Here is an 8,356-nt window from a genome sequence, read left to right as displayed (position 1 = left end):
GTTCGAGCGCTTTGCGCCCTTCCGTGTATATAGACGGGGCGCGCCCGGGGCGGGACACGTTGCACTGTGCCTCCGCAAGCCGCGACGGCGGGAGACGGAACGCGAGGCACGCGGCCCTCCCCGCACCTGGACGGCCTATACGCGGATGCGCTGCGGCACGACGCGCAATCTCGCTGCCCTCCGCACGGCATATCGACGGGCGGTGGAGCTTGGACCAGAAAGCGTTGGGTCGAGCCGCGGCGACGGGAGCGGGGCTCTGTCCGACATGGCAGCGCTCTCAGCGGCGGGACGCAGGGCGTTGGGCAGCATGGGACGGATGCCAACGAAACGATTTGCCGCTTCGCGCTCTGCCTCCCTGCGATTCGATGGCCTATATAGACGCGTCGCGGAGCAATGCCTGGACCCTCAGTGCGTTCTTATGGCGAATCAGCGGACTGCGGGACTTTAGAGCAGAAAGATTTAGCCAAGCCATCGCGACATCTCATGGCGGCGAAGACGAGCGGTTTGACGGGGGATACAGAGGGCCCGGCCCGCTTTCCGCATTGGCGATATGCGTTCTCTTCGACTGTGTCGAGGACGCAAAGGGACATTCGGCCGGGCACAGCAAGGCTCCATAGATCTGAGCGAAGAAGGTTGCGCGAGCCTTTTTCTCCTATACGCACAAAGAAGGGAACTGAATCACCAACCCCCGATTCTGCTCGGTTCACTGTATAGCGGCAAGCCCCCTTCCTCCATTCCTGAACCGCCCCTTTTCTTGAACATGAGAAACGAGAGGCAGTTCGAATGGAGCAAGGGGGCGGTTTTAATATGACTAGCTTTAGAGGAGCGCCCTTGAGGCATTGCGAGGCTGAGCTCTTTCGCTCGCGCTGGATTCGCTTTTTCGGCCGAACAGCATTCGGTGCCGCGATACAGATATATAGATATATATAAGAGGTTCGGCTCATGCGACCGCTGCTCTTGCGCCTGGTTCTCTTCCTATACCCGTTTATCGCTGCCCGAACGTGCTTGCTTGTCGGCGCTCGAGCTACGCTTCCTTACCTGAACGGCTAACCCCCCCGAAAAAAGAAGAGGCCCGCGAGAAGGGGGCTCGCGGGCTATGGAGGAGATTCGGAAGCAGCGCTAGTGAGGGGGGATCGCCTGCGCGTTATGGGGATGCGCTTGACCGGAGGGGATTGGCCATTCGGCGTTGCGAGCTTCCGCGGATATGCTATCGATTGTCAACGCTCCGTCTCTTTCGTCGTACGAGCGCAAGCCGCAAACAATTGGCGAAACGGCCTCGGCTGAAATTGGATTCGGCTAAGACCAAGGTGCGGCTTCGCTCCCGACAACATGGATAGTACGCCGGGCGAGGCCGTCGCGCGCCACCCTTTGGTGGTTATTTTCGGCCCGCTGCACGGTTTTCTTCACTTACCCGAAAGGGGTGCCTCGGGTATTTCCGCTGGTCAAGTTGTTGCGCTTCTTTTCTTGGAGCGCAAGCTCATTGTTAACCGCGTATGCTACCATTCCTCCTGAGAGAAGGGGAGAAATGAAAACCGCAGCATCAGCGAAACCGGAGACGAATCTCGAACCAGCCGGCGACAAGCCGCGCTTTAGCGCCAAGATGACCGCGTTTGCATCAACGGGCATAGCGTGTCCGCTGGCTTGGGGCTTTTTAATCAACGCATTCGGAGGAGTCAGCCCCTCCGCCCAGCTTCCTTGGACGTTTTCCTACCTTCTGCTGGCGGTGGCCGTTTTGCTGTTCGCCGCCGTTTCACGCAAAGCTCCGGCGTTTTTCAGCTCCGGGATTTCCGCAACGGTTGTCGGCGCGTCCGGCGCGCTAGGAGCGCTGCTGCTCGCATTTACGCTTACCGCAATCCCATCGATTCCGCTCCAATCTGCCGCCATGGCCCTATGCGCATGCGTTCTTGGCTGGCTATACCTGCAGTGGGGCACGTTTTACGCGAAGCTCGACTTGCGCCATGCGGTGGTTTACCTGCTACTGGCCAACATCGGGGGGTCGACGCTAAAAGCGCTCACGCATTTCGTCCCCATTGAGGCCCAATGCGCGTTCGCCATGCTGCTACCCGTCGCCTCGGTGTTGATGTGCCGCGTCGCACTCACCGGCGTGGAGAATGCCAGCGCAGAAAAGGCCGTCATTCGCTTTGACTCCCACAACATGCGAGGGCTATGGAAGGTAGCCGTGACCATTGCCGCGTTCAGCTTCGTGACCGCGTTCCTGGTAAGCCGATTCTCGGGAAACCAATCCCAGGTGCCTGCTGTCGACTTTCTGCTAGGGCGTTTGCTGGAAATGGTGATTTCGGGCATCGTGCTGTATGTGGTGGTGAAGCTGAACAAGCCGTTTAACTTCTCGCAATTGTGGCGCATCGCGCTTTTGGTGCTGGCGCTGGACATGCTCAGCCAGACCATGTTCCCTGAAATCACCGTGCTGCGATGCGTGGAAAGCAGCGCCTGGGACCTTATCGTGCTATTCGCTTGGTTGACTTTGTCCGACGTGGCGCAGCATTCGAAGCTTCCCGCCCCGTGGGTCTTCGGCATAGGCTGGGCCTGCTATACGGCGCCGTTCGCCATCGGATCGATGATGTCCCCTGCGTATTCAGGCGGCGAACACGATGCCGTGATCGTGGTCGCGTTGATGTTCGTGCTGCTGTTGGTGTCCTCGTTCTGCTTGGAAATGCGCGACCAGGATACGAAGTGGCTGTTCGCGGAATTGCGCGGCGAGCCGGTGAGCGCGCCGGCGGATTATCGAAGCCTTGAAGAACGCTGCGATGAGGTTGGCAAGCAGCACAAGCTGACGCCGCGCGAGCTTGAGATCATGCAGCTGCTGTGCAAGGGACGCACGAAGGCGTACATCGCCGAGACGCTGTACCTGACCGAAAACACCGTGAAGGGCCACACGAAGCATATCTACTCGAAGCTAGATGTGCATAGCAAGCAAGAGCTGCTTGACCTGGTTGAACGCTAAGCCCTGCGCCGCCGATGCGGTCGAAGGGCCGACGACGAGAAGCGTCGACCTCGCATATAGACGAAGAGCGCCTGCCGAGATGAAACTCGGCAGGCGCTCTTTTCGTTACACGCTTGCAGCTGCGCCGCGATAACCGCAACGCACGGCAGCTTGGCTAGTCGACCGGTACGGCGTCAAGCTCCAGCGGCGGCTCGACGCGGCACACGTATTCGTCAGTCGCCTCGTCGATGTCGATGAGCACATGGCTGCGATCGGGCAGCTTGCCCTCGACGATCTTCTGCGCGATGCGATCGACGATCTCGCGCTGCACCAAGCGCTTGCAGGGACGCGCGCCATACACCGGATCGAAGCCGTCGATGGACAGATGATCCATGGCAGCGGGCGTGACGTCGAGCGTGACGCGGCGATCGGCCAGGCGCTGCCGCACATCGTCGAGCTGCAGCTCGACGATGGGCTCCATGTTGGCGATGGACAGCGCATGGAACGTGATGACCTCATCGATACGGTTGAGGAACTCGGGGCGGAAGGTGTTGCGAAGCGCATCGTTGATCTTGTTGGACAGCTCCGCCAAGCTCTTCGCCGCCGTTTCCACATCGCCCTTCATGACGTTTTCCATGACGTCGCCCATGGTCTCCTTCTGAGCGTTCGCGCTTTCGTATTCGCGAATTGCCTGGGAGCCGATGTTGCTGGTCATGATGATGATGGCGTTCTTAAACGACACCAAGCGACCCTGGCCGTCTGTCAAGCGGCCGTCATCGAGCACCTGCAGCAAGATATTGAAGACGTCGGGGTGAGCCTTCTCCACCTCATCGAGCAGGATGACGCTGTACGGACGACGACGCACAGCTTCGGTAAGCTGACCGCCCTCGTCGTAGCCGACGTATCCCGGAGGGGCACCGATCAGGCGCTGCACGCTGAACTTCTCCATGTACTCGGACATGTCGATGCGCACCATGGCCTTCTCGCTGTCGAACAGGTATTCCGCCAGCGCCTTCGCCAGCTCGGTTTTGCCCACGCCAGTGGGGCCGAGGAACAGGAAGCTGCCGATGGGCTTGTTCGGGTCGGACAGGCCCGCACGGTTGCGGCGGATGGCGCCGGCAACCGCCGAGACGGCCTCATCCTGACCGATGACGCGCTCATGCAGCTTGTCCTCGAGATCGACGAGCTTCTCCATCTCGCCCTGCATCATCTTGGACACGGGAATGCCGGTCCAGGTGGACACCACCTCGGCGATCTCCTCCTGCGACACCTCCTCCTTAAGGATGGCACCGTCTTCCTGCTTGTCGTTCAGCGCCTGCTCGGCCTGCTCCAGCTTACGCTGCAGCTCGGGGATGCGGCCGTAGCGGATCTCGGAGGCCTTCACCAGGTCGCCTTCGCGGGTTGCGCGCTCCTCTTCGGTTTGCGCAGCTTCGAGGTCGGCCTTGAGCGTTTGGACGTCCTCGATGACGTCCTTTTCGTTCTGCCACTCGGCCTTGCGCTTCGACAAGGAGTCTTTCGCGTCGGCGATTTCCTTGCGCAGATGCTCAAGGCGTTCGCGGCTGACCTCGTCCGTCTCCTTCATAAGCGCCTGCTCCTCGATCTGCATCTGGGTGAGCTTACGCTCCGCCAGATCGACCTCCTCGGGCATGCTGTCGATCTCGATGCGCAGACGGCTGGCGGCCTCGTCCATGAGGTCGATGGCCTTGTCGGGCAGGAAACGATCGGAGATGTAGCGGTTCGACAGCTCCGCGCAGGCGACGATGGCGGCATCGGTGATGCGCACGCCATGATGGATCTCGTACTTCTCCTTCAAGCCGCGAAGGATGGCGATGGTGTCCTCGACCGTGGGCTCGCTGACCATGACCGTCTGGAAACGACGCTCAAGGGCGGCATCCTTTTCGATGTACTTGCGATACTCGTCGAGCGTGGTTGCGCCGATGGCATGCAGCTCGCCACGCGCCAGGGCAGGCTTGAGCATGTTGCCCGCATCCATGGAGCTATCGCCCGTGGAACCGGCGCCAACGATGGTGTGCAGCTCGTCGATGAACAGGATGATCTGGCCGTTCGACTCCTTGACCTCGCGCAGAACCGCCTTCAAGCGGTCCTCGAACTCGCCGCGGTACTTAGCGCCTGCGACCATGGCGCCCAGGTCGAGCGCAATGACGTCGTGGTCCTTCAAGCCGGACGGGACATCGCCGGCGACGATGCGCTGCGCCAGGCCTTCGACGATGGCGGTTTTGCCGACGCCGGGCTCGCCGATGAGCACGGGGTTGTTCTTCGTGCGGCGGCTGAGCACCTGGATGGTGCGGCGGATCTCCTCGGAACGGCCGATGACCGGATCGAGCTTGCCTTCACGCGCCTTCTGCGTGAGGTTCTGACCGTACTGGTTCAAGGCGTCGAGCTCGGGCTTGCTTTGCTGATCGGTGACGCGGGTGGAACCGCGCAGGGAGCTGTACGCCTCCTCAACGGTTTTCCCCGTGATGCCGAGGCCGTTGAGCACGCGGCCGGCGTCGCCCTTGTCCTGAGCCAAGGCGATGAGCAGGTGCTCGGTGGTTGCGTAGCTGTCGCCCATGCGCTCCGCCGCCTTCACGGCATTGTCGATGACCTTCATAAGGTTGTTGCTAGGCATGGCCATAGGCATGGTGGAGCCGCTGGCCTTCGGCATGGCGGCGATGGCGGCGTCGACGTTTTGCGACAGCTGCGCCGGATCGGCGCCGATGCGCTTGATGATGGCGGACAGATTGTTCTCCGATGCGTCCAGCATGGCCTTGAGCAAGTGAATGGGCTCGATGGTGCTGGATTGCGCATCGCCGGCAACACCCATCGAAGCCTGGAAGGCCTCTTGAGCGGTAACGGCAAGTTTATCTAATCTCATGCGAACCTCCTTTGAATCGGTTCAACGCATTTGTTTACAAAAGCGAGCTGGGACGACGGACGACGATCGCCGTGGGCGACTGCACGAGGGAGTTCACGCTTTCACGCGTTTCCAGCTCGTGCACGCGGTCGGCAAGACGGCGAACCCGTTTGTGCAGGTCGTCGATCTCCTGATCGCGATCGACCAGGCGGCCCTGCAGATCGAGGATGCGGATGACGCCGGCAAGGTTGATGCCCTCCCCGGTGAGCTCGTTGATAAGGGACAGGCGCTCGATATCCGCCTGCGAGTACATGCGGGTATTGCCGCTAGTGCGCTGGGGCGTTACCAAGCCCTTCTGCTCGTACGCTCGAAGGGTTTGAGGGTGCACGCCTGCCAGCTCGGCCGCTACGCCGATCATGTACAGGGGCCGGTTGCGATCGTTCCATTCGGGCATGCTTACCAGCTCCTCACGTCATCGGGCGACGCCTCCAAGAACGCCTCCATGGCCTTTTGCTGCTGCGGGTTCATGGACTTGGGAACCTGCACTTTGATAGTGATCTTCAGGTCGCCGTTGCCGGAGCCCTTCACCCTCGGCGCCCCCTTGCCACGAACCGACATGACCGTTTGGTCTTGGGTTCCGGCAGGTACCTTCACGCGCACCTTCGTGCCGTCGGGAGCGGGCACGACCACGCTGGCGCCCAACGCGGCTTCCGCCACGTTGACAGGCACATCGATGAGCACATCGGCCCCATCCCGCTTAAAGTACGGATGGTCCTGTATGCGGGTGGTGACCAGCAGGTCGCCGGCTTCACCGCCCGACTCGCCGGGCGCGCCCTTGCCGCGGAAGCGCAAGCGTCCGCCGTCGACGGCGCCCGCAGGAACCTTGACGGTGAGCGTTTCCGAATCGGCGCGACCGGGCACGCGAACGGTGACACGCTTTTCCGTACCGGAAAACGCCTCTTCGAACGTAACGTTCAGCGTGACGTTCATGTCCTGGCCCTTGCGCGGACGCGGCTGGCGTCCTGCAAAGCCGCTGGCGCCGGCACCGTTGAAATCCCAGTTCGAACCGAACGCGCCCTCGCCGCGACGGATGCTTTCGAGGATATCGGCCCAGCTGCCGAAACCGCCTGCACCGGCGCCGCCGAAGATATCCTCGACGTTTACGGAACCGCCACCCCATCCTCGGGGAATCTGATTCTCGTTCGCCGTGCCATATTGGTCGTACAGCTTGCGCTTCTTATCGTCTGACAAGACCTCGTAGGCTTCGTTGATCTCCTTGAACTTGGCCTCGCTGCCACCCGCATCGGGGTGGTATTTGCGCGCTAGCTTTCGGAACGCCTTCTTAATCTCGTCGGTGGTCGCCGTGCGCGGAACGCCCAGCGTTTTGTAGTAGTCCGGAGTAGCCGGCATGCGCTCCACCTTCCTTTCTTAAGTAAACACGAGGGCGGACCATACCGCCCGCCCTCGCAAAAGCTATCTATTCGTCTTCGCTCTCGGGCTTGGGCCTCTTCGGACCGCCCGTGGTGACGGTGACCATTGCGGCTCGGAGAACCTTCGTCCCCATCTTGTAGCCCTTCTGGTACACCTCATGCACCGTCTCGTCCGGCACCGACGCATCGTCGACCGTGGCGACCGCCTGGCACTCAAGCGCATCGAAAGCCTGGCCGGCAGGGTTGATGACCTGCACGCCGCCGGTTTCCAGCACGTTCACGAACTTGCTGTGCACGGCCTTCACGCCGTCGATCAAACCGGCCTCGCCGTTCTTCTCGGCATAGTCGATGGTGCGCTCGAAATCGTCGATAACGGGCAGCAGCTTCTCGACCAGCTTCTCACCGGCGCGTAGGCGCTCCTGCTCGCGCTGCTCTGCCGTACGACGGCGATACGTGTCCCATTCGGCATGCAGGCGCAAATACTTGTCCTGCCAGTCCTTCGCCTCTGCCTGGGCCTTCTCCACTAGCTCGTCGTTGGTGGGAGCCTCTTCGGCCTGGGCCTCGAGCACTTCCTCGGCTTCCTTGACCGCATCAGATGCGGCATCGGCTGCCTCGGGGGCGGCACCGCCCTGCTGGGCGGCGCCTTCCTGCTTCACATCGGATGCTTCATCCTGGATGGGAATCTGGGTGCCCTGATCCTGCGTTGCGCGCTCAGGCTCGGGCGTGCTCTGCATCGTCATGGCTCTTACTTCCCTTCTTTGTCGTCGACGACCTCGTAGTCGGCCTCGATGGGGCCGTCATCGGACTGAGCGCCCGCTGCCGCGCCGGCCGCCTGATCGGCGCCCTGCTGGCTGTATGCGACCTCGGCCAGCTTGTAACCTGCCTGCTGCAGCTTCTCGGTGGCAGCCTTGATGGCCTCGATATCGGAGCCGGCCAGAGCCGTCTTCGCCTCGTTGATGGCCTCCTCGGCGGCGGACTTGGAGTCCGCGGGCACCTTGTCGCCCAGCTCGTTCAGGGTCTGCTCGGTGGCGTTGACCAGCGCATCGCAATTGTTGCGGGTCTCAACCTCTTCCTTGTGCTTCTTGTCCTCCTCGGCATGAGCCTCGGCGTCCTTGACCATGCGGTCGACTT

The 8,356-nt window shown here is 61.6% G+C and carries 6 protein-coding genes; 1 reads left to right on the top strand and 5 read right to left on the bottom strand.

Translation table 11 applies throughout. The features are described from left to right. Positions 1 to 1,525 precede the first annotated feature (1,525 nt). Positions 1,526 to 2,962, top strand: coding sequence for a LuxR C-terminal-related transcriptional regulator (locus RDW26_RS09030; RefSeq protein WP_307983341.1), 1,437 nt, complete (start codon positions 1,526 to 1,528; stop codon positions 2,960 to 2,962). A 154-nt stretch (positions 2,963 to 3,116) separates the two neighbouring features. Here the strand turns inward: RDW26_RS09030 and clpB are convergent, their stop codons facing one another. The 5 genes from clpB to RDW26_RS09005 form a co-directional block, all read right to left on the bottom strand. Continuing rightward, on the bottom strand, positions 3,117 to 5,816 hold the full coding sequence (clpB, locus tag RDW26_RS09025; protein ID WP_307983340.1) for an ATP-dependent chaperone ClpB: 2,700 nt from the start codon (positions 5,814 to 5,816) through the stop codon (positions 3,117 to 3,119). Between the two features lie 34 nt (positions 5,817 to 5,850). Beyond that, positions 5,851 to 6,249, bottom strand: coding sequence for a heat shock protein transcriptional repressor HspR (locus RDW26_RS09020; protein WP_042432011.1), 399 nt, complete (start codon positions 6,247 to 6,249; stop codon positions 5,851 to 5,853). 2 nt (positions 6,250 to 6,251) lie between these two features. Next, positions 6,252 to 7,205, bottom strand: a complete 954-nt coding sequence (locus RDW26_RS09015) for a DnaJ C-terminal domain-containing protein (RefSeq protein WP_307983339.1) — start codon at positions 7,203 to 7,205, stop codon at positions 6,252 to 6,254. A gap of 67 nt (positions 7,206 to 7,272) precedes the next feature. Next, positions 7,273 to 7,965 carry a nucleotide exchange factor GrpE gene (locus RDW26_RS09010; RefSeq protein WP_307983338.1) on the bottom strand — a complete coding sequence of 231 codons (693 nt, stop codon included), beginning with the start codon at positions 7,963 to 7,965 and terminating at the stop codon, positions 7,273 to 7,275. Positions 7,966 to 7,970: 5 nt separating this feature from the next. Then, the coding region (locus RDW26_RS09005) for an Hsp70 family protein (RefSeq protein ID WP_307983337.1) at positions 7,971 to 8,356 on the bottom strand (386 nt) is incomplete at its 5' end.

Source organism: uncultured Senegalimassilia sp. (assembly GCF_902464545.1).
Lineage (GTDB): Bacteria > Actinomycetota > Coriobacteriia > Coriobacteriales > Eggerthellaceae > Senegalimassilia.
Note: the sequence above shows the minus strand (reverse complement) of the source record. Positions and strands in the feature narration are given on the sequence as shown.

What these genes read in the sequence shown, in the direction of transcription:
- RDW26_RS09030 (WP_307983341.1), top strand. Translation starts at nt 1,526, where the DNA reads ATGAAAACCGCAGCATCAGCGAAACCGGAGACGAATCTCGAACCAGCC.
- clpB (WP_307983340.1), bottom strand. Translation starts at nt 5,816, where the DNA reads ATGAGATTAGATAAACTTGCCGTTACCGCTCAAGAGGCCTTCCAGGCT.
- RDW26_RS09020 (WP_042432011.1), bottom strand. Translation starts at nt 6,249, where the DNA reads ATGCCCGAATGGAACGATCGCAACCGGCCCCTGTACATGATCGGCGTA.
- RDW26_RS09015 (WP_307983339.1), bottom strand. Translation starts at nt 7,205, where the DNA reads ATGCCGGCTACTCCGGACTACTACAAAACGCTGGGCGTTCCGCGCACG.
- RDW26_RS09010 (WP_307983338.1), bottom strand. Translation starts at nt 7,965, where the DNA reads ATGACGATGCAGAGCACGCCCGAGCCTGAGCGCGCAACGCAGGATCAG.